Source organism: Pseudonocardia sp. DxW, assembly GCF_058448985.1.
Genome location: NZ_JBZFLK010000006.1, coordinates 64,236 through 86,860 on the forward strand (window position 1 = coordinate 64,236; position 22,625 = coordinate 86,860).

23 protein-coding genes are annotated in these 22,625 nt (G+C 73.3%); 9 read left to right on the forward strand and 14 right to left on the reverse strand.

Features of this window, described 5'->3' with window-relative positions; translation table 11 throughout:
* Positions 1 to 47 precede the first annotated feature (47 nt).
* A complete protein-coding gene (locus ACVJO7_RS10965) occupies positions 48 to 866 on the forward strand; it encodes a MerR family transcriptional regulator (RefSeq protein ID WP_491672772.1) in 819 nt (272 codons plus the stop codon).
* Positions 867 to 873: 7 nt separating this feature from the next.
* Here ACVJO7_RS10965 and dapA read toward each other — a convergent pair whose 3' ends face one another.
* The 11 genes from dapA to ACVJO7_RS11020 form a co-directional block, all read right to left on the reverse strand.
* Entirely contained in the window at positions 874 to 1,752 is an 879-nt protein-coding gene (gene dapA / locus ACVJO7_RS10970) for a 4-hydroxy-tetrahydrodipicolinate synthase (RefSeq protein ID WP_344020555.1), read from the reverse strand.
* Between the two features lie 88 nt (positions 1,753 to 1,840).
* Positions 1,841 to 2,617, reverse strand: a complete 777-nt coding sequence (locus ACVJO7_RS10975) for a TspO-related membrane protein (protein ID WP_344020557.1) — start codon at positions 2,615 to 2,617, stop codon at positions 1,841 to 1,843.
* A gap of 69 nt (positions 2,618 to 2,686) precedes the next feature.
* On the reverse strand, positions 2,687 to 3,214 hold the full coding sequence (locus tag ACVJO7_RS10980) for a GNAT family N-acetyltransferase (RefSeq protein WP_491672773.1): 528 nt from the start codon (positions 3,212 to 3,214) through the stop codon (positions 2,687 to 2,689).
* A complete protein-coding gene (gene ndk, locus ACVJO7_RS10985; protein ID WP_491672774.1) occupies positions 3,211 to 3,621 on the reverse strand; it encodes a nucleoside-diphosphate kinase in 411 nt (136 codons plus the stop codon). Before ndk ends, ACVJO7_RS10980 begins: the two co-directional genes overlap by 4 nt.
* A gap of 334 nt (positions 3,622 to 3,955) precedes the next feature.
* Complete coding sequence (locus tag ACVJO7_RS10990) at positions 3,956 to 4,366, reverse strand: DUF4233 domain-containing protein (protein WP_344020563.1); 411 nt, start codon at positions 4,364 to 4,366, stop codon at positions 3,956 to 3,958.
* The gene (locus ACVJO7_RS10995; RefSeq protein ID WP_491672775.1) at positions 4,363 to 6,108 is read right to left on the reverse strand and encodes a bifunctional folylpolyglutamate synthase/dihydrofolate synthase; all 1,746 of its coding nucleotides are present in this window, start codon (positions 6,106 to 6,108) and stop codon (positions 4,363 to 4,365) included. The genes ACVJO7_RS10990 and ACVJO7_RS10995 overlap by 4 nt, the downstream gene beginning before the upstream one ends.
* Before the next feature lie 5 nt (positions 6,109 to 6,113).
* Positions 6,114 to 8,756 (reverse strand): valine--tRNA ligase, encoded by a 2,643-nt coding sequence (locus ACVJO7_RS11000; RefSeq protein WP_491672776.1) that lies wholly within the window; start codon positions 8,754 to 8,756, stop codon positions 6,114 to 6,116.
* A 52-nt stretch (positions 8,757 to 8,808) separates the two neighbouring features.
* Positions 8,809 to 10,155, reverse strand: coding sequence for an acetamidase/formamidase family protein (locus tag ACVJO7_RS11005; protein WP_491672777.1), 1,347 nt, complete (start codon positions 10,153 to 10,155; stop codon positions 8,809 to 8,811).
* Between the two features lie 64 nt (positions 10,156 to 10,219).
* A complete protein-coding gene (locus tag ACVJO7_RS11010) occupies positions 10,220 to 10,450 on the reverse strand; it encodes a hypothetical protein (protein WP_491672778.1) in 231 nt (76 codons plus the stop codon).
* 57 nt (positions 10,451 to 10,507) lie between these two features.
* Positions 10,508 to 10,741 carry a hypothetical protein gene (locus ACVJO7_RS11015; RefSeq protein ID WP_491672779.1) on the reverse strand — a complete coding sequence of 78 codons (234 nt, stop codon included), beginning with the start codon at positions 10,739 to 10,741 and terminating at the stop codon, positions 10,508 to 10,510.
* Entirely contained in the window at positions 10,738 to 11,205 is a 468-nt protein-coding gene (locus ACVJO7_RS11020) for a MarR family winged helix-turn-helix transcriptional regulator (RefSeq protein ID WP_491672780.1), read from the reverse strand. The genes ACVJO7_RS11015 and ACVJO7_RS11020 overlap by 4 nt, the downstream gene beginning before the upstream one ends.
* A gap of 78 nt (positions 11,206 to 11,283) precedes the next feature.
* On the opposite strand from ACVJO7_RS11020, the gene ACVJO7_RS11025 reads away from it, so the two are divergent.
* Positions 11,284 to 11,613, forward strand: coding sequence for a rhodanese-like domain-containing protein (locus ACVJO7_RS11025; RefSeq protein WP_491672781.1), 330 nt, complete (start codon positions 11,284 to 11,286; stop codon positions 11,611 to 11,613).
* Here ACVJO7_RS11025 and ACVJO7_RS11030 read toward each other — a convergent pair.
* A complete protein-coding gene (locus ACVJO7_RS11030; protein ID WP_491672782.1) occupies positions 11,610 to 12,272 on the reverse strand; it encodes a TetR/AcrR family transcriptional regulator in 663 nt (220 codons plus the stop codon). The genes ACVJO7_RS11025 and ACVJO7_RS11030 overlap by 4 nt on opposite strands.
* 528 nt (positions 12,273 to 12,800) lie before the next feature.
* On the opposite strand from ACVJO7_RS11030, the gene ACVJO7_RS11035 reads away from it, so the two are divergent.
* From ACVJO7_RS11035 to ACVJO7_RS11065, 7 genes are read left to right on the forward strand one after another with little or no spacing between them, the layout of a single operon-like run.
* Positions 12,801 to 14,006: an aminotransferase class I/II-fold pyridoxal phosphate-dependent enzyme gene (locus ACVJO7_RS11035; protein ID WP_491672783.1), complete on the forward strand. Its 1,206-nt coding sequence runs from the start codon at positions 12,801 to 12,803 to the stop codon at positions 14,004 to 14,006.
* A complete protein-coding gene (locus ACVJO7_RS11040) occupies positions 13,996 to 14,496 on the forward strand; it encodes a DUF6190 family protein (RefSeq protein ID WP_491672784.1) in 501 nt (166 codons plus the stop codon). Before ACVJO7_RS11035 ends, ACVJO7_RS11040 begins: the two co-directional genes overlap by 11 nt.
* On the forward strand, positions 14,493 to 15,329 hold the full coding sequence (locus ACVJO7_RS11045) for a dihydrodipicolinate synthase family protein (RefSeq protein ID WP_491672785.1): 837 nt from the start codon (positions 14,493 to 14,495) through the stop codon (positions 15,327 to 15,329). The genes ACVJO7_RS11040 and ACVJO7_RS11045 overlap by 4 nt, the downstream gene beginning before the upstream one ends.
* A complete protein-coding gene (locus ACVJO7_RS11050) occupies positions 15,326 to 16,183 on the forward strand; it encodes an iron-containing redox enzyme family protein (RefSeq protein WP_491672786.1) in 858 nt (285 codons plus the stop codon). The genes ACVJO7_RS11045 and ACVJO7_RS11050 overlap by 4 nt, the downstream gene beginning before the upstream one ends.
* The gene (locus ACVJO7_RS11055; protein ID WP_491672787.1) at positions 16,180 to 17,475 is read left to right on the forward strand and encodes a methyltransferase domain-containing protein; all 1,296 of its coding nucleotides are present in this window, start codon (positions 16,180 to 16,182) and stop codon (positions 17,473 to 17,475) included. The genes ACVJO7_RS11050 and ACVJO7_RS11055 overlap by 4 nt, the downstream gene beginning before the upstream one ends.
* Positions 17,472 to 18,218 (forward strand): DsbA family oxidoreductase, encoded by a 747-nt coding sequence (locus ACVJO7_RS11060; RefSeq protein WP_491672788.1) that lies wholly within the window; start codon positions 17,472 to 17,474, stop codon positions 18,216 to 18,218. The genes ACVJO7_RS11055 and ACVJO7_RS11060 overlap by 4 nt, the downstream gene beginning before the upstream one ends.
* Positions 18,211 to 18,639, forward strand: coding sequence for a PPOX class F420-dependent oxidoreductase (locus ACVJO7_RS11065; protein WP_491672789.1), 429 nt, complete (start codon positions 18,211 to 18,213; stop codon positions 18,637 to 18,639). Before ACVJO7_RS11060 ends, ACVJO7_RS11065 begins: the two co-directional genes overlap by 8 nt.
* A gap of 9 nt (positions 18,640 to 18,648) precedes the next feature.
* Here ACVJO7_RS11065 and ACVJO7_RS11070 read toward each other — a convergent pair whose 3' ends face one another.
* Both ACVJO7_RS11070 and ACVJO7_RS11075 read right to left on the reverse strand, forming a co-directional pair.
* Positions 18,649 to 20,571 (reverse strand): helix-turn-helix domain-containing protein, encoded by a 1,923-nt coding sequence (locus ACVJO7_RS11070; RefSeq protein WP_491672790.1) that lies wholly within the window; start codon positions 20,569 to 20,571, stop codon positions 18,649 to 18,651.
* 46 nt (positions 20,572 to 20,617) lie between these two features.
* Entirely contained in the window at positions 20,618 to 22,597 is a 1,980-nt protein-coding gene (locus tag ACVJO7_RS11075) for a helix-turn-helix domain-containing protein (protein ID WP_491672791.1), read from the reverse strand.
* Positions 22,598 to 22,625: the final 28 nt, after the last annotated feature.

A 22,625-nucleotide genomic window follows, 5' to 3' on the forward strand; every position in this document is an offset into this window, starting at 1 on the left:
AACGGTCGATCGTCTGTGTCACATGATGTGCTGCTATGGTCCATGTCATGGTGGACGAGCACGCCGACCTGGAGGGCTGGCGCACCATCGACGAGCTGGCCCACGCCAGCGGAGTCACGGTGCGCAACATCCGTGCCTACCAGTCCCGCGGGCTGCTCCCTCCGCCCGAGGTGCGGGCCCGGACCGGCTACTACGGGCCGGGGCACGCCGCCCGGCTCGAACTGATCAAGGACCTGCAGGACGAGGGCGTCAAGCTCGACACCATCAAGAAGCTGCTCGACACCACCGGCGGCTCCACCGAGCAGGTCGTGCAGTTCATCCGGACCGTCCGCGAGCTGTTCGCGCCCGAGACCCGGCAGATGGTGCACCTCGCCGAGCTCGCCCAGCGGTACGAGTCGACCGACACCGGCCTCGCCAAGCGCGGGGTGAAGATGGGCCTGCTGCGCGAGGTCGGCGAGGACACCTACGAGGAGATCAGCCCGCGGCTGATGACCGCCGCCGCCGAGCTCACCGGCCTGGGCATCCCGATCAACCGCTCGCTCGACGTCGTCGAGCAGGTCCGCAAGCACGCCGACGCCGTCGCGAAGCTCTACGTCGATCTGTTCCTCGGCGAGATCTGGCAGCCGTTCGACGCGTCCGGCCGCCCGGACGACCAGTGGCCGCGGGTCTACGAGACGATCGAGCGGCTGCGCCGGATCTCCGGCGAGGTCATGATCGCGGTGCTGGAGCTGGCCGTCGCCGAGCGGGTCGACGTGACGTTCGGGCGGGACATCGTGCGCAACGTCCGCACCAGCAGCGCCGGGCCGACCAGCGGGCCGGACGCCGCGGACCCGGCGGCCGGGCCGGGCCTGCCCGACCCGGCCTGACCGGGGATCAGTTCAGCAGGCCGGCGGCCCGCAGCGCCGCCCGGACGTCCTCGTGGTGCCACTCGTCCAGCGGCACCAGCGGCAGCCGGATGCCGCCCGGCATCAGGCCCAGCTCGGCGAGCGCCCACTTGACCGGGATCGGGTTCGGCTCAGAGAACAGCGCCGAGTGCAGGCCCGCCAGGTCGGCGTCCAGCGCGGCCGAGGTCTCGGCGTCCCCGGCGACGGCGGCCTTGCACATCCGGGCCATCGGCTCGGGCGCGACGTTCGCGGTCACCGAGATGTCGCCGTGGAAACCGGCCAGCATCGACGCGCGCGCGGTGCCGTCGTCGCCGGAGTAGAGGGCGAAGTCGTCCAGGCCGAGCGCTACCAGCTCACGCACCCGGTCCAGATCGCCCTTGGCCTCCTTGAGCCCGACGATGTTCGGGATCTCGGCCAGCCGCGCGACCGTCGACGGCAGCATGTCGCAGGCGGTCCGGCCGGGCACGTTGTACAGGTACTGCGGGATCGCGACGGTCTCCGCGATCCGCTTGAAGTGCTGGTAGAGGCCCTCCTGCGGGGGCTTGTTGTAGTACGGCGTGACCAGCAGGGCGCCGTCGGCGCCCGCGGCGCGCGCGGCCCGGGTCAGGTGGATCGCCTCGTCGGTCGAGTTCGCGCCGGTCCCGGCGATCACCGGGACCCGGCCGTTCGCCACCTCGATCGTGCGGCGCATCACCTCGGTGTGCTCGAGCACCGACAGCGTCGACGACTCGCCGGTGGTGCCGACCGACACGATGGCGGACGTGCCGGCGTCGATCTGCCGTTCGACGAGCTCACCGAGCGCGGAGTGGTCGACCTCGCCGTCCTCGTGCATGGGGGTCACGATCGCGACGATGCTTCCGGTGATCATGCCGAACCTCCTGGTACCTCTGTCGTCGCGGCCGACCGTAGCAAGTGGCCGGGAGAGTTCCAGCGGGTAACGGCGGCTCCGGCCGGGCTCAGCCGAACGCGAGCCGGGCCGGCTCGACCGACCGCCGGATGCGGCGCGCGGCCTGCACCGCGACCAGCACCGCCGCCACCACCGCGACCAGCACCACCGCGATCGGCCGGTCGTTCGCCGCGATCCCGGCGAGCGCCCACACCACGGCCGCGGCGAACCCGGCGAACCCGGCCGTCGTGCCGATCACCGACAGCACCACCGCGGTCAGCATCACCAGCAGCAGCACCGCCGCCGTCTGCGGGAGGGCGCCCTCGCCCGGCAGGCCGACCGCGACCCCGGCCGCCATCAGCCCGAGCAGCAGCGCCCCGGACGTCCAGCCCAGGTAGAGCGCCACCGGCAGCCGGAACGCCAGCCGCTCCGCCCAGCCCTGCGCGGTCTCCCGGGACAGCCGCCCGTAGGTCACCGCCAGCACGACGACCAGCACGATCAGCACCAGCTGCGCGGTGATCACCCAGCCGTTCGAGAACGCCAGGATCCACAGCGGGTTCAGCACCGCCGACGCGGCGAGCCACCAGCCGACCCGCCGGTGCACCGCCCGCCCGCGCTGGCCGGGCAGCAGCGCGTACCCCGCGTAACAGAGGAACCCCAGGTAGATCAGGCCCCAGATGGAGAACGCCCAGCCGGCCGCGAGCAGGGGCGTGTCGTAGGCACGGGCGACCTCCCCGACGCCGGTACCGCCGAACGCGGAGACCAGCACCTGCACGATCGCCAGTGCCGCCACGACCACGCCGCGGACCAGGTCCGCGGTGGTCGGGCGGGGGGTGAGCACCGTCATCCGCACATGGTGAACCTCAACCGGCCCGTCTGCCATCCGGCCAACGGGCGTCACACGATCATCAGGTCGTCAGGAGGTCAGCGGCAGCACGAAGAGATGGACGTCGCGGGCGTCGTCCGGGGCGAGCCGGACGCCGCGCGGGAGCCGCCCGTACTCGACGAAGCCGCGGGCGGCGTAGAAGCCGGGCAGCGCCGTCCCGCCGCGGGCGCCGAGCGTCAGCATCTCGACGCCCATCTCCCGGCCGAGCGCGACGACCGCGTCCAGCAGGACGGTGCCGAGCCCGCGACCCTGCAGCTCCGGCCGGACCATCAGCCGCTGCACGTCCGCCCGGTGTGCGGCGATGCCGCTGCCCCGGGCGAGGAAGACGGTGCCGTCGGGGGCGGCCGGGTCGCCGAGGACGATCATCCGCAGCGCCCCCGACCGGACGTCGTCGATCGTGGCCGCGGCCAGGTCCCGGATCTCGGCGGGATCCCAGCCGGGCACGAAGTCGACCGCGCCACCGGCCTCGGTGACGGCGATCCAGAGCTCCCCGAGCGCGCGGGCCGCGTCCGGGGGCGGGTCGACGACCCTGTGCGGGACGCCGACCTGCGCCGTCACCGGTTCGGGAACCAGAGCTTGATCTCCCGGTCGGCCGAGGACGGCGAGTCCGAGCCGTGCACCAGGTTCGATCCGGTCTCCAGCGCCAGATCGCCCCGAATGCTGCCCGGGGCCGCCTTCTCGACCGGGTCGGTGCCGCCGGCGACCTGCCGCCAGGCGGCGATCGCCCGCGGGCCCTCGACGACCGCGGCGAGCACCGGGCCGGAGGTGATGAAGGAGATCAGCTCCTCGAAGAAGGGCTTGCCGTCGTGCTCAGCGTAGTGCTGGGTGGCCAGCTCGCGGTCGACGGTGCGCAGATCGAGCGCGACGAGATCGAGGCCCTTGCGCTCGATCCGGGAGACGACCTCACCGACGAGCTTGCGCTGGACCCCGTCGGGCTTGACCAGGACGAGAGTGCGTTCAGTCACGCCCGCCAGGGTAACGACGGCCGGTGCCGGCCCCGGACCCGGTGTCACGCACCCTCGGTCAGGTCACGCAGCGCCGCGGCCTTGAGGTGCACAGCCGGATAGGCGTCCTGCCCGAGCACGGTCGTCGCCGGGCGGGCGAGCGCTGACTCCAGGAGCCCGAAAGTCGCGGACCACCGGTTGCTCGCCGAGTGCCGCCTCCGCGAACCTCAGGACGTCGGCCAGGTCGAGGTAGCGGGCCACGCCCTGCCGAGCCGGTCGAGCGCCTCCCGGAAGTTCCTCGTCACCCAGGCGGCGGCGTGGTCGACCTCGTCGGTGTGGTCAGTGGTATCTCGGGCTACTCCTCCTGCTGCGACGGGAGCATCCCGGCCGCCATCCGCCGGGCCACCTCCCGGCGCATCCAGACGAGGATTGCCCAGACGATCACGAACGCGAAAGCGACGATCGCCAGCGACGGCAGGAACACGAACGCCGCGACCACCAGCAGGACCTGCAGCACCAGCGCCGCGTTCAGCCCCCACGGGCGGCGTTGCAGCCCGCTGGTGACGATCATCGCCGCGGCCAGGCCGATGATCACGCCGACGCCGAGCCCGGTGGAGCCGCTGCCGAACTGCGGCAGCACCAGCAGCGCCAGCAGGACCACGATCGCCTCGAGGATCAGGGTCGCCGCGAACACGCCGCGGGCGCCCTTCATCGGGTCGGTGGGCGGCGGCCGCACGCCCTCGGGGACCCCCGGGATGTCGCTCATTCCGGCTCCCTGCCGAACAGGGCGCGGGCCTCGCCGGCCGTCACCACCGAACCGGTGACGACGACGCCGACGCCCGAGCCGCCCGCCTCCTCGGCGAGCTCGCCCGCCTGCTCGATCGCCAGCTGCAGGGACGGCTCCACGCTGACCCGGTCGGCGCCGAACACCTCCGCGGCGAGCGCGCCCAGCTCGTCCGGGTCCATCGCGCGCGGCGAAGAGTTCGCGGTGACGACGACCTCGTGCAGCACCGGTTCGAGGCCAGCGAGGATGCCCCGCGCGTCCTTGCCCTCCAGCACGCCGATCACCCCGACCAGCCGGGTGAACCGGAACTCCGAGGTCAGCGCGGTGGCCAGGGCGGCGGCGCCGGCCGGGTTGTGCGCGGCGTCGAGCAGCACGGTCGGCACGTCCGGCCCGCCCTGCACCGGCTCCAGCCGGCCCGGGGAGCGCACCGACGCGAACGCGGCGCGGACCGCGTCCGGGTCCAGCGGCTGCGCGGTGCCCGCACCGACGAGCGCCTCGGCGGCGGCGAGCGCGATCGCCGCGTTCGACGCCTGGTGCTCGCCGTGCAGCGGGAGGAACACGTCGTCGTAGCGGCCGGACAGGCCCTGCAGCTCGAGGCGCTGCCCGCCGACGGCGATCTCGCGCTCGCGGACGCCGAACTCGGCGCCCTCCCGGGCGACCTGCGCGCCGACCTCGGCGCAGCGCTCGATCAGCACCTCGGCGACCTGCTTGTCCTGCGCCGCGAGCACCGCGACCGAGCCCGGCTTGATGATCCCGGACTTCTCCCGGGCGATCGCGACGACGTCGTCGCCGAGGTACTCGGCGTGGTCGACGCCGACCGGCAGGACGACGGCGACGTGCGCGTCGGCGACGTTGGTGGCGTCCCAGCGGCCGCCGAGCCCGACCTCGATCACGGCGGCCTCGACCGGGGCGTCGGAGAACGTCGCGAACGCCATCGCGGTGAGCACCTCGAACTTGCTCAGCTGCGGCCCGTCGCCGCGCTTCGCGTCGAGCAGCTCGACCACCGGCTCCACCTCGCGGTAGGCCGCGACGTAGCGCTCCGGGCTGATCGGCCGGTTGTCCAGGTTGATCCGCTCGGTGGCCCGCTGCAGGTGCGGGCTGGTGTAGCGGCCGGTCCGCAGGCCGACCTCGGTGAGCAGCGCGTCGATCATCCGCGACGTCGAGGTCTTGCCGTTCGTGCCGGTCAGGTGCACCACCGGGTAGCCGCGCTGCGGCTCGCCGAGCGCGTCGCAGAGCGCCTGCATCCGGTCCAGCGACGGCTCCATGACCGACTCCGGCCAGCGCCGGTCCAGCGCGGCGTCGACCGCGAGGAACTCGGCGAACCCGGTGACGGTGGACTGGGCGGGCACCACGTCCGGGTCCTCGCCGCCGCGGATCCGCTCCAGGACGGCCGCGATCACGGCCTCCTGGGCGTCCTTCTCCGGTGCCTCCGCGGCGTCGGCGCGGGTGGCGGCGTCGGCCCGGTCCCCGTCCCCGTCATCTGCCTCGTCATCGGACTCGGAATCGGCGGTGGCCGTACCGTCCGGGCTGCCGCCGTCGCCGTCGCCGTCGCCGCCGGCGGCGCTGCGGGGGCCGCCAGCCCCCTCGGCGCCGTCAGCCGATCCGCCGTCGGGGTCCTCGTCGTCGCGGCCGAAGCCGCCCTCGGCCCAGCGGTCCCCGCCGTAGGTCGGCGAGTCCTCCTCGTCGAACTGGTCGTAGGTGTACCGGTCGTCCCGGGGTGCCACGCCGCTCAGACCTCCGGCAGCGCGGCCAGCCGCGCCGCGATCCGCTCGATGTCCGCCAGCGCCGTCGCGTGCCGCTCGCGGATCCCGTCGACCACCTCGGCCGGGGCCTTCTCGGTGAACTTCGGGTTGTTCAGCTTCTTCTCCGCCTGGTCGCGCTCCTTCTCGGCGACGGCCAGGTCCTTCCCGAGCCGGGACCGCTCGGCGGCGACGTCGATCGCGCCCGAGGTGTCCAGCTCCACGGTGACCGGGCCCCCGGAGGTGGCGACCTCGAACGTCGCGGTCGCGGAGAACTCCGGGCCGGCGGCGTCGAGCCGGTTCAGGAACCGGACCGCCCGCTCGTGCGCGGCCAGCCCCGCGCCGGACAGCCCGACCAGCCGCGCCGCGACCGAACGACGGTCCGGCAGGCCCTGCTCGGTCCGGAAGCGGCGGATCTCGGTGATCACCTTCTGCACGTCGGCGATCCGGGCGTGGGCGGCCCGGTCCACCGGCGCGCCGGTGTCCGCGGCGGTCGGCCAGGCCGCCGTCACGACGGTCTCCCGACCGGTCAGCGCGGTCCACAGCGCCTCGGTGACGAACGGCGCGATCGGGTGCAGCATCCGCAGCAGCGCGTCGAGCACGTGCCGCAGGACGGCCCGGGTGCCGCGCTCGGTCGCCGGGTCGTCGAGCTGGGTCTTGCACAGCTCGACGTACCAGTCGGCCAGCTCGTCCCACGCGAAGTGGTAGAGCCCCTCGGTCGCCTTCGCGAACTGGTAGGCGTCGAGCAGCTCGTCGGTCTGCTCCCGCACCTCGGCGAGCCGGCCGAGGATCCAGCGGTCGGCGTCGGTCCGGTCGGCCTCCGCGGGCAGGTCCGCGGCGTCGGCGGCCGTGACCCCCTTCGCGAGCGCGAACCGGGTGATGTTCCACAGCTTCGTGGTGAAGTTCCGGGACCCGGCGACCCACTCCTCCGACAGCGACATGTCGGTGCCCGGGTTGGAGCCGCGGGCGATGGTGAAGCGCAGCGCGTCGGCGCCATAGCCGTCGATCAGCGCGAGCGGGTCGATGACGTTGCCCTTGGACTTCGACATCTTCTTGCCGTGCTCGTCGCGGATCAGGCCGTGCAGGTAGACGTCCCGGAACGGGGTCTCCCCCATCGCGTACGTCCCGAACATCATCATCCGGACGACCCAGAAGAACAGGATGTCGTAGCCGGTGACCAGCACCGAGTTCGGGTAGTACGCGGCCAGGTCGGGCGTCTCGTCCGGCCAGCCGAGCGTCGAGAACGGCCACAGCCCGGAGGAGAACCAGGTGTCCAGGACGTCGGAGTCCTGCCGCCAGCCCTCGCCGGACGGCGGCTGCTCGTCCGGCCCGACGCACACGACCTCGCCGGCCGGGCCGTACCAGACCGGGATCCGGTGCCCCCACCACAGCTGACGGCTGATCGTCCAGTCGTGCATGTTGTCGACCCAGTCGAAGAAGCGGCGCTCCTGCTCCTTCGGGTGCAGCGTGGTCGCCCCGGAGCGGACGGCGTCGCCCGCGGCGCGGGCCAGCGGCTCGACCTTCACGAACCACTGCAGGCTCAGCCGCGGCTCGATCGGCACGCCGGTGCGCGAGCAGTGCCCGACCGAGTGCAGGTAGGGGCGCTTCTCGGCGACGATGCGCCCCTGCGCGCGCAGCTCCTCGCGGATCGCGGCGCGCGCCTCGAACCGGTCCATCCCGTCGAACCGGGTGCCGGTCCCGGCGATCGTGCCGGTCTCGTCCATGATCGTCGGCATCGGCAGGTCGTGCCGGCGGCCGACCTCGAAGTCGTTCGGGTCGTGCGCCGGGGTGATCTTGACGGCGCCGGAGCCGAACCCGGGATCGACGTAGTCGTCGGCGACCACCGGGATCCGCCGGCCGGTGATCGGCATCTCGATCTCGGTGCCGACCAGGTGCCGGTAGCGCTCGTCGCCGGGGTGCACGGCGACCGCGGTGTCACCCAGCATCGTCTCGATCCGGGTGGTCGCGACGACGACCGAGGCGTCGCCGTCGCCGTAGCGCATCGAGACCAGCTCGCCCTCGACCTCGGCGTGGTCGACCTCGATGTCGGAGATCGCCGAGCGCAGCGCCGGGGACCAGTTGACCAGCCGCTCCGCCCGGTAGATCAGGCCGTCGTCGAACATCTTCTTGAACACGGTGGCGACCGCGCGGGACAGACCCTCGTCGAGCGTGAAGCGCTCGCGGGACCAGTCGACGCCGTCGCCCAGGCGCTCCATCTGGCCCAGGATCGAGCCGCCGGACTCGGCCTTCCACTCCCAGACCTTCTCGACGAACGCCTCCCGGCCGATCGCGTGCCGGTCCGGCTCGCCCGCGGCGGCCATCCGCCGCTCGACGACCGACTGGGTCGCGATGCCCGCGTGGTCCGTGCCGGGCAGCCACAGCGCGTCGTAGCCCTGCATCCGGCGGCGCCGGGTCAGCACGTCGATCAGCGTGTGGTCCATCGCGTGGCCCAGGTGCAGGCTGCCGGTGACGTTCGGCGGCGGGATGACGATGCTGAACGCCGGCTTGCCCGACGCCGGATCGGCCCGGAAATAACCGCGCTCGACCCAGCGGCGGTACATGTCGCCCTCTACCTCGCCGGGGGTCCACTTGGCGGGCAGTTCGGCAGTACGCGCTGGCAGGGTCTCGGTCACATGTCAAGTCTACGAGTCGGCACCGACAGGATTCCGGCCCGGGTTCGGCGGTTCAGGTCGGGAAGTGCGCCTTCGGGATGACGCCGTGGATGCCGACGGTCCGGTCGACCACCTGGGACACGGAGAAGTCCGCGGCCGCCGACAGGTAGGCGTAGGCGGTCGCCCGGTCCATCCCCCGGTCGGCCTCCAGGAAGTCCAGCGCGTTCACCACGGCCCGGCGCATCGCCACGCCCAGGTCGGTCTCCTGGCCGCCGATCACCCCGTCCGGGTCGGACAGCCCGATCGGCACCCAGGCGTCGGGCGTCTCGCCGAACGGGTAGCCGAACGCGGGCGACGGCGCGGTCCCCTCCCCCGGCCGGCACACGGTCAGCCGGAAGGTGGCGCGCAACGAGCCCTCCAGCGCGGTCAGCGCCACCTCGCCGTCGCCCATCGCCAGGTGCGGGTCGCCCACGTAGAACAGCGCACCCTCGGACCGGACCGGCAGGTAGAACGCCGAGTCCGGGCCGAGCAGCCGGATGTCGATGTTGCCACCGCCCAGCGTCGGCGGGATCGAGTTGAGCTCCGGGGCGTTCTCGCTGCCCGCGGCCGCGTGCGCGACGCCCATCGTGCCCATGAACGGGCGCAGCCCGAACGCCACCTCCTGCCCGTCGCCGTAGGGCAGGACGCCCTGCGGCAGGCCGTCGGCGCCCGGCCGGACGGCGGTGAACAGCGAGACGTTCCCCTGCTGCTGCGGGTCGCCGGTGGGCCTGCCGTCGGTGCCGACCGGCGGCATGATCTCGTCGACCGTGATGCCGTCCGGGGCGCCGCCGTCGCGGGTGCGGGCCAGCGCCCCCTTGCCGTGCCGGCTGGAGATCACGCCGTAGGGCACCCGCGGCACCGCGGACAGCGTCTCGATCTTCAGCACGTCGCCCGGCCGGGCACCCTCGACGAAGATCGGCCCGGTGATGACGTGCGGCCCGTCGGCGTCGAAGTCGCGCGGGGTGCGGCGGTAGTCCCGGGCGATCGCGACCGCGTCGGTCAGCACCCCGTCGGCGGCGACGCCGTGCCGGGCGAACCAGGCGACCGGGTCGCGCCCCTGGTCCTCCAGGATCCCCTCGTGCGAGACCGTGTCGATGGTGACCGTCTGGCCCGAGCGGACGGTCAGCACCGGCTCGGCGCCGATCGCGGGCACGTAGCCCCAGCGGACGGCGTCCGGCTCGGAGCCCAGGTAGTGGTCGCCGGGGATGTCGCCCTGGCCCGGCTGCAGCGGACCGTCCGGCAGCACCCCGTGCGCCGCCGCGGGCAGCACCGCCCCGGCGCCCGAGCAGCCGAGCAGCCCCCCGGTGGCGGTGACGGCGGCGGCCGCCCGGAACAGGTCACGACGGCCGAGTGCGGAGAACAGGGAGCGGGGGTCCGACATGCCCCGAACCCTCACCCGTTCCCGTTACGTTCGGATCACCGCCGGAGCACGCCGCGTTACGACGCTAGGCCGGCAGGAGTACCGCCCAGGCCCGCGGCCACCCGGCCGAGCGCGCCGCCGAGCCGTCCCGGAACGACTCCGGATCGACCGTGCGCACCTGCCCGGAGGACGGCTCGTAGGTCCGCCACCGGCCGTCCGCACCGGCACCGACCACCAACACCCAGTGCCGCGGCAGCCACCGGGAGCCGACCAGCACCGGCACCGGGTGACCGGCGGCGGCGACCCGGCCCAGCACCGCCCGGGTGGCCGGGCGGACCCGGAACCGGCCCGCGGCGGGCGCGTGCCGGTGCAGTCACGCCCGCATGCCCCAGGGCGTGGTGCCCAGCGCCCGCGGCCACAGCCGGTTGGCCTGCCGGTGCGCCAGCCGCTGGGCCGCCCCGAACCGGGCGCCGACCGCACCGGGCCAGCCGGCGCCGGTCAGCGCGGCCGTCACCACCAGCACCGACGGGCCGCAGGACACGCCGTCCACCTGCCGCCCCAGCACCGTCCCCGCCCGCAGCGCCGGTGCGCCGTCCCGGGTGCTCATCGCGGCGCCGCGCCCGGCAGCGGCTCGTCGGCCGGGCGCCCGGCCACCCGCATCAGGGCCCGGCGGAGCACCTCGGCCTCACCGTCCTCGAGCCGCGCGACGAAGTGGGTGCGGATGCTGTCCAGGTACACCGGCGCCGTCGCGCGCAGGGCCGAGCGGCCCGCCTCCGAGATGACAGCCCAGCTCACTCGCCGGTCGTGGGGGTCCGGCCTGCGCAGGACCAGCCCGTCCCGGACCATCTCGTCGACCAGCCGGCTCACCCTGGTCCGGCTGAGCACCACCCGCTCGGCGAGATCCTGCATCCGCAGGCCGTCACCACCCGCCAGCCTCAGCTCGAGAAGCACGTCGTAGCAACTGAGCGAGACCTGCCCGTAGCGCTGCACGTCCCGCTCGATGGCCCGCACTGCGGCGCCGTGCGCGAGCAGCACGGCCCGCCACGCCTCGATCCCCGTCTCCTCGGCCATGCCGACGAGCCTAACCCTTGCGTGCGTACACACCCGTCGATATAGTGCGTGCGTACACACATAAATGGGAGGTGCCAGATGATCCGGACGGTCCATCGGGACGAAGTCAAGGACAAGATCGATGCAGGACGCACCATCGTGGTGGAGGCGCTGCCGCCGGAGTACTACCGCAAGGCCCACCTGCCGGGCGCCCTGAACCTCCCGGTCGACGAGGTGGACAGCCTCGGCCCCACGCTCCTGCCGAACAGGTCCGCCGAGATCATCGTCTACTGCGCGAACTCCCCCTGCCGGAACTCGGCGACGGTCGCGCGGGAGCTGAGCGCCCTGGGCTACACCAATGTCCTCGACTACGACGAGGGCAAGGACGACTGGATCGCCGCCGGCCTCCCGACCGAGTCCGGGGACTAGCCGGGAGGGCGGTCACCCACCAGCCGCGCGACGAGGGCTGCCACGGCCTCGCGCGCGCGGTCCGCGGAGACACCTCGGCCGCGCAGCGCATGGTGCAGGTCGGCACCCAGCGGTGCGAGCAGCAGGTGGGCGGTCACCGTCGCGTCGACCGCCGGTTCCGCCTCGGCCAGAAGGATGACCAGGTGGTGGTGCCAGAACCGGTACGACCCCACCCGGAACCGGGCACCCGGAGACGCGGTCTCCGACAGTCTCAGCAGGTCCAGGCTGACGTCAATCAGTTCCAGGTAGGCGTCGAAGAACGCGAAGATTCTGACCGCCGCCGGCGCACCGGGTCCCAGCGGTGGGGGGCCGAACACGATCCGCTGCTGGAGGTCCCGATCCCGGTCGTCGAGAAGTGCGGCGGCCAGACCCGCCTTGTCCCCGAAGCGCCGGAAGACCGTCCCCTTGCCGACGGACGCGCGCTCGGCGATCGCGTCGAGGGACACCCGGTCGGCCCCGCGCTCCTCGAACAGCTCGGCCGCAGCGGCGAGGATCCGGCTCCGGTTGCGGGCGGCATCCGCACGCTCCCGGGGAGCCGGCGCCGTCGCGGGGAGCGGAACGGGCTCGTTGGCGAGGCCCGCGGGAGCGACGGCGTACACCTGACCGAGCCCGTCGTTCATGAGGTCCGCCTCCATCCCGGAGGTCTGATTGGGAGCGCGCTGATCGTACGCAGTGGTTCGCGGTTCGAGGCCGGGCGGGCACCCCGGACGACGATGGTGGTGACGACCCGCCGTCGCCACCGTCCACCGATCCGTCGTCCGAATTGGCAAGGTTCCGGATACCCACTCGGACATTCGGTCGCCGGACGTGCATCCATTTCCTGATCGGCGCAGCGCGAGCCGAATCGACCCCTTGCCTGCCCATGAGCGCTATGGCACCCTCACTGAAGCGGACTCCAGTCCGCTCGGGGGAAGGGAATGGACCGGGAATCACGTTCACTCGCCCATCGGTCTGGATCTGCGGGTGTCCACGATGCGCTCCACGAATATTCACGGGTCCGCATCATTTACTCACTCGACCAACCGGTCAGACATTTTCCACGACGCGTCCCGTCGACACCCTCGATCACCCTCCACCACATCGGTCGAGCGGGCCCGGAGCCGGTTCGCGACCAGGTGTGGCCGGTCACCGACATCGACGGAGAATCTATGCACGCGAACTGGACGCCCCCTCCCGGCCCCTTGCGGATCGCGGAAGCGGACGCACGTTCGGTCGACCTGACTCAGCACGAGATCGCCGCGCTGCGCACACGGTTCAATCTTGCCGACGCGCACACCCACCAGTCCCAGTCCCCGGCTCAGGAGCTGATCGTCGCCGATCTCCCACAGATCTGGTACGGGGCCGAGTCCGACTTCCAGTCGGCCTGCGAGGACGATTTCATCGACGCCTTCTTCCGGCTCCAAGGCCAGCACACGGCGCGGGGCCTGCGCCGGTCGATGCTGTCCTATGCCGCGTCGGTGTCCACCGTGGTCGTCGGCATGTACCTGCACCGGCACCGGCTCTCCGTCACCTTGATCGAACCGTGCTTCGACAACCTGCACGACGTGCTCGCCAACCAGGGGGTCCCGCTCCGACCGCTCGACGAGTCCGCCATGTACGACGTCGACCGCATCTACGAGACGCTGCGCAGCCGGGTTCGGACCGACGTGCTGTTCCTCGTCGATCCCAACAACCCCACCGGCTCCACCCTGCTCGCCCACGGCACGCGCGGGTTCGAGGAGGTCGTGAGATTCTGCCGAGACCACGACGTACTTCTCGTGCTGGACTTCTGCTTCGCCGCGTTCACCCTCTTCGACCCCATTCTCGATCGGTTCGACGTGTACGAGATGCTGGAGCGTTCCGGCATCCGATACATCGCGATCGAGGACACCGGGAAGACCTGGCCGGTGCAGGACACAAAAGCAGCGATGATCACCGCGAGCAGGGATGTCGAGCCCGAGATCTACAACATCCACACGAGCGTCCTGCTCAATGTCTCTCCCTTCGTGCTCCGACTCCTGACCCGCTACGTCGAAGATTCCGTAACCGACCGGATGCGTTCGGTCCGGAGCCTTCTCCGGACGAACCGGGATGAGGTCCGGAAAGCCCTCGACGGAACGTTCCTCGAACTGATCGACCCGGTCGCGAGCGTCAGTGTCGCGTGGGCCAGAGTCACGCATCCGGTGCTGACCGCGACCAGAATCCAGGAACGATTCGCGCAGGACGACGTGTACGTACTTCCCGGTCGTCACTTCTTCTGGAGCGACCCCGGACGGGGCGAGTCGTACATCCGGCTCGCGCTCGCCAGGGAGCCGCAGATGTTCGCGGCCGCCGTCGGCCGGATGCGCCACCTGATCGACCGTGATGACTTCTGACTACGTGGACGCGGCGCTCTTCCTCGGCATGCACAGCAGCGACGAGCGACTGCGGATAGCCTGCAAGTCGTTCTTCACGTCCCGGATGGACGCCCGGCTCGTCATGAGCATGGAGCAGATCGGCCGCTGCGACGACACGATCTGGAGCCTCGACCGCGCCCTGCAGGACTTCTACTACCCGTTCATGGACAACCTGCACACCCTGGTCGACATCCACCGGCCCGCCTACGACGAGGCCGACGTCCGGCGCGGCCTGTCCAACCCGCTCTGCCGCCGGTTCCCGACGCACGAGCGGCTGCTGCTCGGCATGGTCATGCGGCGGGAGGGGCGGCTGACCTCCGCCAGCCCCCGGCTCGTGCGGAACCGGAAAGCCTGCCTGCCGGTGTACCCCCCGGACCCGGTGACCGGCCCGGAACCGCGCTTCCCGGAAGCACTCGAACACCTCTACCGGGAGTCCCTCGTCGTGCGCCTGCCGCGAGAGGTCCTGTGAGCCGCCGGCCAACGGGGGGCTGGCTCACCGGGGTCGTCGCCGCGCTGGTCACCCCGCTCACCGAGCGCGGCGCCGTCTCGGGTGACTCGGTGGGGCGGATGATGGCGACGGTCCGGCCGCATGTGAACGCGGTGCTGCCGACCCTGAGCACCGGGGAGGGCGCGCTGCTCGGGCGACGGCACTGGCGGGACATGGTAGCCGCGACGGTCCGGCACGCCGGGGACCTCCCGGTGGTCGCAGGGGTGCTCGCGCCCACGACCGGGATCGCACTCAGCCGGATCCGGACCGCCCGCCGGGCCGGGGCCAGGGCCGTCGCGGTCAGCACGCCGTTCGGGGAACGCGTCTCCCAGCAGGACGCCTACCTGCACTTCGCGCAGCTCGCCAGGGGGCAGCTGCCGATCGTCGTCTACCTGGAGCCGGTGGCGGCCCCGACCCCGCTCGAGCTGGACTGCCTGCACCGGATCTGCCGGATCCCGGGCGTCATCGGGATCAAGGACTCCGGCGGCGACCCGGACTTCACCCGCAGGCTGGTCGACTCCGACCCCGGCGTGCCGGTGCTCCAGGGGCTCGAACACCTCGTGGGCAGCCCGACCGGTGTGGACGGCTACGTGCTCGCGCTCGCCAACGTCGAGCCCGAGCTGTGCGCGGCCCTGGCCAGGGACCCCGCCTGCCCGGTCCTCGCCGACCGGCTGACCGCGGCACGCGCGCGGTACGGGCTCGACGCGCCCGACTTCGTCCGTCATCTCAAGGCCGAGCTGTACCGGCGGGGAGTGCTCAGCTCCGCCGCCGACGGAGCAACCATCGCGACCCGGGCGGAGGAGAATCGTCCATGAGTGCACTGTCCGAACCCGTGGCCCACGCGGCAGTGCCGCCGCACCGCCACCAGGAGCTGCTGTTCCGGCTGAACCGCTCGCTCCCGACCGCTGCGAGCAGTGCGGCGATCGAGCGTCTCGAGCAGCAGTGGATCGTCCCGCACGTCGAGCGACTGACCAGGGCCACCACGCCGGTGCGGTCGCGGCGCGACTGGCTCGATCTGCTGCACGCGCTCCTCGAGGAGGAGCGGTCGGGCAGCGACACCGGGCGCTATCTCGCGGAGCACGCGACCAGGGCCCAGTTCACCGACGTCGTCCGGGAGTTCGCGCTCGACGGGCTGACCGAGGCGCAGAACTTCTTCCCGGCCGTCCCGCGGCTGCCGATCAGGGCCCAAATGGCCGTCATGCGTGTCCTGATCGACGAGTTCGGCTGCGGCAACATCATGCAAGCCCACTCGATGCTCTACGCCGACCTGCTCGCCGAGCTCGGGCTCCCCACCGAGCCGGAGCACTACCTGGCGGGCACCGCCGACGAGACCTACCGGTTCCTGAACGCCTTCTACTGGCTCAGCCAGCGGGCCCCCCGGATCGAGTACTTCCTCGGTGCGCTGGCCTACCTGGAATCGAGCATCCCGAACGCCTTCCGGGTCCAGGCCAGGGCCTGCGAGCGACTGCGCATCGCCGGCGGCCGCTACTACACCGAGCACCTGCACATCGACACCTTCCACACCGAGGAACTGCAGGTCGCGATCCGCGAGGTCGAGAAGGCGAACGGGCTCGACGCGACCCGGCTGTGGGTGGGTGCCAGGTTGCTCTCCGGCCTGCTCGACGACGCCTTCGAGGCCGCCGTCGACCGGGCGAGGTCGGCGTCGTGACCGAGGAGTCCTCGATCGAGGAGCTGCCCGGTGAACGGCTGCGGATCCGGGTGGACGGCCGGGAGATCGTGGTCGACTCGCTGTGCCCGCACCGGCTCGGCCGGCTGTCCCACGGCTACCTCAACGCCCGCGCCCTGCGCCTGACCTGCCCGCTGCACCGGACGACGTTCGACCTCACCACCGGGATGCCGGTCGCCGGCCCGGGGACCCGTCCGCTGACGATCCACCGGAGCGGGGTGCCCGGCCGGATCTACCGGGCCGAGCAGGTGTGGCTGCCCGCGTCGGAGCGTCTGGTGGAGTGGGACGACGGCTTCCACGACCTCATGCTCGGCGACGTCCTGCGGATGGCCGCGTTCCGGGCCGCGGTCCTGGATACGGTCCGGCCCGGCGACACCGTGCTCGACCTGGGCACGGGGACCGGGATCCTGGCCCGCTGGGCGCTGGAGGCGGGGGCCGACACGGTGTTCGGGCTCGACCGGGACGAAGGCGTACTCGCCGTCGCCGCCCGGCGGCTCGCCGACGCCGGATTCGGTGCGGACCGCTTCGTCCCCGTGCCGGGGACCTCCTTCGGCGTCGAGCTCCCCCGCCGGGTCGACGTCATCGTCTCGGAGATCCTCGGGAACCTGACCGACAACGAGAACTGCGTCGCGATCCTCGCCGACGCCCGGCGCCGGTTCCTGGCGCCGGGCGGCCGGATGATGCCGCTCCGCTCGGCCACCCATCTGGTACCGGTGGACGCCGGGTACGCGCACCACCAGGTCGGCCGGGCCACCCCGGCGGATGCGGTCTCCCGGGCCCGGTTCGACGAGGCACTCGACGCGACCGGCGCGCTCGGTCCGTTCGACCTCTACTACGACGTGATCGTGCCGCGCAGCTGCTACCTCGGCACCCCGCAGACCGTGCGCATGCACGATCTCGAGACCGCACTAACCGCGGCCGAGTACTCCGTGGCACTGGGCTACCGGGCGACCCGGGACGGCACCCTGACCGGGTTCAAGGGTTGGTTCGTCGCGCAGCTCTCCCCGGCCGTCACGCTGGACATCTCCGGGGACGACATCGAGCGGCGAGCCACCTCCGACAGCTGGAAGCACTGCTACCTCCCGATCGCCGACCCGGTGCCTGTGCGCGCGGGCGACAGGATCTCGGTCCGGTTCGGACGGATGTCGCTGCCCGGCCGCGACGGCGTCGGGCAGAGCTACAGCTGGCAGGGCACGGTCACCTCGCGGGGGCGGACGGTGGCCACGTTCGCGCACGGCACCCGCCCCGTCCACCGCGCTGCGGGGCGCCGATGACCGGATCTGTCCCGGCGCCCCCGACCGGCGATCCCCGGCTGCCGACCGAACCCGGCATCGTCGTCGTCTACGCCGACCTGAACTGCTCGTTCGCGCACGTCGCGGTGCACCGGCTGCACACCACCCGGACCCGGCTCCGGCTGGACGGCGTGGTCCGGTTCGACATCCGGGCGTTCCCGCTGGAGCTGTTCAACCGGGAGGTCAACCCGCGCCCCGGGGTGGACTCGGAGATCTCGGTGCTCGGCGCCGTCGAACCCGGCGCCGGCTGGCAGCTCTGGCAGGGCCCGGACTGGACCTACCCGGTGACCACCCTGCTGCCGCTGGAGGCGGTGCACGCGGCCAAGGCCCAGGGCTGGGCGGCCAGCGAGCAGCTCGACCGGGCGCTGCGCCGGGCGTTCTGGCGGTACGGCCGGTGCATCTCGATGCGGCACGTGGTGCTCGACGTCGCCGCGGAGACCGGCGCGGTCGACGTGCCCGCGCTGGCGCTGGCGCTCGACGCCGGCACGGCGCGGGCCGCGGTGACGGACCAGTTCGACACCGCCCGCGACGGCCGGGTGCTGTGCAGCCCGCACCTGTTCCTGCACGACGGGACCAACATCGCCAATCCCGGCATCGACGTCCGCTGGTGCAACGGCGGCTTCGGCCGCGGCCACCCGGTGATCGACGCCGACCGCCCGGCCGTCTACGAGCAGCTGGTCAGCCGGGCGGCCGGACCGGCGGGGTTAACCTCACGCGATGAGTGACAGCACGCTGACCCCCGAGATCGTCGAGTTCCTCAACGCGGGCACCCGGACCGGCATGCTCGGCTGGACCGCGCGGGACGGCAGGCCGCTCGTCGCCCCGGTCTGGTTCCTCGTCGAGGACGGCCGGATCGTGTTCAACACCGGTGCCGGCACCGCGAAGGGCCGGGCCATCGCCCGCGATCCCCGGGTGGTGCTCAGCGCCGACCTCTCCGCCCCGCCGTACGCGTTCGTGCAGGTCCAGGGCGTCGCCGAGACCAGCGACGATCCCGCCGAGCTGCTGCGCACCGCGACCGCGCTCGGCGGCCGGTACATGGGCGCGGACCGGGCCGAGGAGTTCGGCAGGCGCAACGGGGTGCCCGGCGAGCTGGTCGTCCGGATCCGGCCGACGAAGGTCATCGCCTCGCTCGACGCGACCACCTGAACCCGCCCGTCAGGCCGCCGGGTCACCCCGGAGGCGGTGCAGCCGCAGCGCCAGCTGCATCTCCAGGGCACCGCGGGGCTCCCGCCAGCCCACGTCGCCGAGCACCCGGTCGACCCGGTCCAGCCGCTGGTACACCGTGTTCACGTGCACCCCGAGCGCCCGGGCGGCGTCCGGGGCGTTGCGCCCGGCCCCGAAGTAGCCGTCCAGCGTGCCGACCAGCTCGGTGCCGTGCTCGACGTCGTAGCGCAGCAGCGGGCCGAGCGTCCCCTCCAGCAGCCGGCCCACCTGGGCCGGGGTGACGTCGTCGAGCACCGAGCCCACCACCCCCAGCTCGTCGATGCCCGCGCCGGTCCCGGCCCGGTCCAGCGCCAGCAGCAGCCGGTGGCAGCGGGTGGCGGCACCGTGCAGCCGGCGCAGCGCCTCCGGGCCCCGGCCGGGGCCCGCGGCCCCGACGGTGACCCGCCCGCCGGTCACCCGGCCGAGCCGGGCCGCCACGGTCCGGGCCACCGCGCCCGCCGACTCCCCGTCCGCGCGGTCGGCGGGCAGCAGCAGGACGACCCGGCCGTCGCGTTCACCGGCGGCACCACCGACCGGCGCGGCCAGCGCCGCCACCGCCCGCAGCAGCCGCCTGCGGGGCACCGCCATCGCGGTGAACACCAGGACCGTGTGCGGACGGTCGGTGTCCAGCACCCCCAGCCGGTGCGCCCGTCTGCGGAAGTCCTCCGGATCCGGGGCGGGATCGGCGAGCAGGTCGTCGACCAGCTCCGCCTGCATCTCCTCGGTCACCAGGGTGGCCTGCCGCTCCATGAGCAGCAGCAGCGCCGCGGTCTGCGCGGACCGTTCCAGGGTGCGCACGTCGACGTCGGTGATCGCCCCGGCCCGGGACAGCACCAGCCTGCCGAACGACTCCTGGCCGGCCCGGACCGGCACCGTGCGCACGCTCGGCCCGTCCGGGCCGTTCCGCTGCGCCGGCAGCGACGGGCGACCGGGCGCCGCTCCTCTGGCCAGCACCTCCCCGCTCGGGCCGAGCAGCAGCACGGTGCCCTCCAGCAGACCGGCCAGGGTGCCCACCAGGTGCGGCAGGTCGACCCGGGTCAGCGCCATCGGGATCAGCTGCTCGTGCACCCGGGCCGCCCGCTCCAGGGCCTGCCGCTGCGCCTGCAGCCGCCCGTTCGCGTCCCGCAGCTCCACCGAGTCCTGCTGCACCCGCTCGTAGAGCCGGGCGTTCTCGATGACGACGGTGGCGTGCACCGCGAGCGAGGTCAGCAGCGCGATCTCGCGCTGCTCGAACGCCCGCTCCCGGCGCTCGGCGGCGAACAGCGCGCCGATCACCCGGGCGCCGCGCTTGATCGGCACGCCGGCGATCGCGACCAGCCCCTCCTCGTCGACCGCCGAGACCACCGCGGGCTCGCGCAGCAGCCGCGGATCGCGGCGGTAGTTCGCGGTCGCGGCCGGCTGGCCGGTCTGCAGCACCCGGCCGCCGACCCCGGAACCGGGCCGCTGCCGGACCGTCGCGATCGCCGGCGTCCGCGTCCCGGAGGTCACCCGGACCGCGGCGATCCCGGTGTCCGGGTCGACCAGCGCGAGATAGCTGCAGTCGCAGCCGAGCAGCCGGCGCACCCGCTCGACGATCGCGCCGAGCACCTCGTCGGTGCCGCGCAGCGACGTCAGGTCGCGCGCGGTCTCGTAGAGCCCGTGCATCTCCCGCTCCCGGTGCGCCCGCAGGTCCAGCAGCGACCTGACCCGGACGACGTCCTCCAGCGCCTCCCGCACGAACGGTGCGACGTCGAGCCGGGACAGCTCGCGCACCGCGGCGGAGAGCTCCTCGGCGGGGGCGTCGTCGGCGAGCAGGTGCAGCAGCGTGGAGAGCAGCCTGGTCACCGCACCGGGGGCGGGCGTGTGGTGGGCGGGGTCGTGGATGGTCAGGGACATCGATGGCCCTTCATCGGGGGGACGGGACGGATGGCGGTCGCTGCCCTCAGCCCGGTGCGGGGAGCAGCTCCTCCACCGGGATCCGGTCGAGGACCCGGCGCAGCTGCAGCGCGACCTGCATGGCGAGCGCACCGTCCGGGTCCCGCCAGTGGCTGCCGCCGAGCACCCGGTCGATGCGGTCCAGGCGCTGGTAGACGGTGTTCGGATGGACCTGCAGCGCGCGGGCGGCGGACCGCGGGTTCTCCCCGTTGTCGTAGTAGGACTCCAGGGTGGCGACGAGCATCGCGTTGTGCTCCTCGTCGTAGCGTTCGAGCGGCCGGATCGTCTCCTCCAGCAGCGAGCGGAGCTGGCGCTGCGACGACCCGTCGAGCACCAGGCCGAGCGCGCCGAGCCCGTCGCGGGTGGTGCCCTCGCCGTCCCGGCCGAGCGCGAGGAGCAGCCGCAGGCAGCGGCGGGCCTCGTGGTGGCCGGTGCGCACCGCCCGGGCCGAGGTCGCCGGTCCGGCGACCCCCGCGGTGACCGGGCCGCCGGTGGCCCGGGCCAGCTCGGCGGGGAGCCGCCGGGCCACCTCGCCCGGATCGGCCTTCGGGAGCAGCAGCACCACCCGGGAGGCGTGTTCCAGGGCGAGCCCGCCGTGCCGGGCGGCGTGCTCCGCGGCCGCGAGCACCAGCGACCGGCGGCCCGCCTCCGCCGAGGCGAGCACGACCACGGTGTGCGGCACCGCGAAGTCGATCCCGCCGGAGCGGCGGGCCCGCCGCTCGAACGCCGTCCAGTCCGGTTCGCGCTCGGCCAGCAGGTCGTCGATCAGCTCCCCGCGGACCTGCTGCTCGGCCCGCCACACCTGGCGTTCCATCAACAGCAACAGCGCGGCCGTCTGGGCGGCGCGCTCCAGGGTGCGCACGTCGGTCTCCGGCAGGTCCGGCTGGTCCGGCGGGTCGCTCGCGGGCGTGAGAAACACCAAGTGGCCGTAGTCCTCCGCGCCGGCCCGCACCGGGACCGTCCAGACGCCGGGGGCGGCCAGCTGGGCGCCGAGCGCCCCGGCCCGGGGGGCCGGCAGCGGATCCGGGACCGGGGCCGCACCGGCGACGGCCAGCACGGCGCCGTCCGAGCCGACGGCGACCACCGTCCCGTCCAGCATCCGGGCGACGGTCTCCGCCAGCTCCCCGATGTCGGCCCGACGCAGCGCCAGCGGCATCAGCTGCTCGTGCGCGGTGCCCGCCCGCTCCAGCAGCTCGCCCTGGTGGGCCAGCTCCTCGTTGGCCGCGCGGAGCCGGCGGGCGGTGGCCTCGGCCTGCTCGAACAGCCGAGCATTCCCGATCACCACCGAGGCGTAGTCGGCCAGCGAGGTGAGCAGGTCCACCTCGGACGGGTCGAACGTGCGCTCGTGCCGGTTGGCGACGAACAGCGCCCCGATCACGTCGCTGCCGACCCGCACCGGCACCCCGATCATGCTGACGATGCCGTCCTCGATGACCGCGTCGGTGACGCTCGGGTCGCGCTGCAGCCGCGGGTCGTTGAGGTAGTCCGAGGTCGCGAACAGCTCGCCGGTGGCGATGATCCGGCCACCGGCGCCGGTGCCGAGCGGCTGGCGGATCGACTCGATCGCCCGGGTCACGGTGCCCAGGGTGGTCCGCATGTAGACGTCGCCGATCTCGTCGTCGCGCAGCGCCAGGTAGGTGGTGTCGGTGCCGAGCAGCTGCCGGGCCCGGTGCACGATCGCCTCCAGCACCTCGTCGACGTCGCGCAGCGACGCCAGGTCCCGCGCGATCTCGATCAGCGCGAGCGTCTCCTTCTCCCGGCGCTTGCGGTGCGCGAGCAGCTCCCGGACCCGGCCGGCCCGGCCGATCGCGACCAGGAGCTCGTCGCGGTCGTGCTCCGGCGGGCCGGCGGCGGCGTCCTCCAGCGAGCCGGTCAGCCGGTCGAACTCGGCGCCGGGTGCCTCAGCGGCCAGCAGGTGCAGCAGCCGGGCGATGATCCCGGCGGCGGCGGGCCGCTCGTCCCCCTCCGCGATCACCACAGGCTCCACCGCCCTCTCCGCGCACCACGCCGTCGGT

Excerpts from the sequence above, each read along its gene's own strand:
- ACVJO7_RS10965 (WP_491672772.1), top strand. The coding sequence starts at position 48 with ATGGTGGACGAGCACGCCGACCTGGAGGGCTGGCGCACCATCGACGAG.
- dapA (WP_344020555.1), bottom strand. The coding sequence starts at position 1,752 with ATGATCACCGGAAGCATCGTCGCGATCGTGACCCCCATGCACGAGGAC.
- ACVJO7_RS10975 (WP_344020557.1), bottom strand. The coding sequence starts at position 2,617 with ATGACGGTGCTCACCCCCCGCCCGACCACCGCGGACCTGGTCCGCGGC.
- ACVJO7_RS10990 (WP_344020563.1), bottom strand. The coding sequence starts at position 4,366 with ATGAGCGACATCCCGGGGGTCCCCGAGGGCGTGCGGCCGCCGCCCACC.
- ACVJO7_RS11005 (WP_491672777.1), bottom strand. The coding sequence starts at position 10,155 with ATGTCGGACCCCCGCTCCCTGTTCTCCGCACTCGGCCGTCGTGACCTG.
- ACVJO7_RS11015 (WP_491672779.1), bottom strand. The coding sequence starts at position 10,741 with ATGAGCACCCGGGACGGCGCACCGGCGCTGCGGGCGGGGACGGTGCTG.
- ACVJO7_RS11020 (WP_491672780.1), bottom strand. The coding sequence starts at position 11,205 with ATGGCCGAGGAGACGGGGATCGAGGCGTGGCGGGCCGTGCTGCTCGCG.
- ACVJO7_RS11025 (WP_491672781.1), top strand. The coding sequence starts at position 11,284 with ATGATCCGGACGGTCCATCGGGACGAAGTCAAGGACAAGATCGATGCA.
- ACVJO7_RS11030 (WP_491672782.1), bottom strand. The coding sequence starts at position 12,272 with ATGAACGACGGGCTCGGTCAGGTGTACGCCGTCGCTCCCGCGGGCCTC.
- ACVJO7_RS11035 (WP_491672783.1), top strand. The coding sequence starts at position 12,801 with ATGCACGCGAACTGGACGCCCCCTCCCGGCCCCTTGCGGATCGCGGAA.
- ACVJO7_RS11040 (WP_491672784.1), top strand. The coding sequence starts at position 13,996 with ATGACTTCTGACTACGTGGACGCGGCGCTCTTCCTCGGCATGCACAGC.
- ACVJO7_RS11050 (WP_491672786.1), top strand. The coding sequence starts at position 15,326 with ATGAGTGCACTGTCCGAACCCGTGGCCCACGCGGCAGTGCCGCCGCAC.
- ACVJO7_RS11060 (WP_491672788.1), top strand. The coding sequence starts at position 17,472 with ATGACCGGATCTGTCCCGGCGCCCCCGACCGGCGATCCCCGGCTGCCG.
- ACVJO7_RS11065 (WP_491672789.1), top strand. The coding sequence starts at position 18,211 with ATGAGTGACAGCACGCTGACCCCCGAGATCGTCGAGTTCCTCAACGCG.
- ACVJO7_RS11070 (WP_491672790.1), bottom strand. The coding sequence starts at position 20,571 with ATGTCCCTGACCATCCACGACCCCGCCCACCACACGCCCGCCCCCGGT.